General features: G+C 69.5%; 1 protein-coding gene. It reads right to left on the bottom strand.

Annotation, left to right across the window (positions count from 1 at the left end; translation table 11 throughout):
* Positions 1 to 233: hypothetical protein (locus ACLQ28_RS34660; protein WP_425690470.1), on the bottom strand; the 233-nt coding region annotated here is incomplete at both ends.

Raw genomic sequence — 233 nt, 5'->3', positions numbered from 1 at the left:
GCGCCGCAACCGCAGCACGTCGAGGTCGCCGTCCTTGACCACCGCGGCACCCAGCAGGTCCGGGGACGACTGGGAGAGCACCTCCGCTGCGTCCGCCACCGCCTTGACGACCCTGGACGGCTCCAGCTTCGACATCACGCGGGTGTACGCCCGCCACAGCTCGCCGCGGACGTCATTGGGCACTCGCAGATCCGGGTCCTCGATCAGGTCTCGGATCTGATCCCGTACCACGC

This window comes from Micromonospora sp. DT201, assembly GCF_049841575.1.
Taxonomy (GTDB): Bacteria; Actinomycetota; Actinomycetes; order Mycobacteriales; family Micromonosporaceae; genus Micromonospora.
This window is presented reverse-complemented; position numbering and strand designations above follow the sequence as displayed.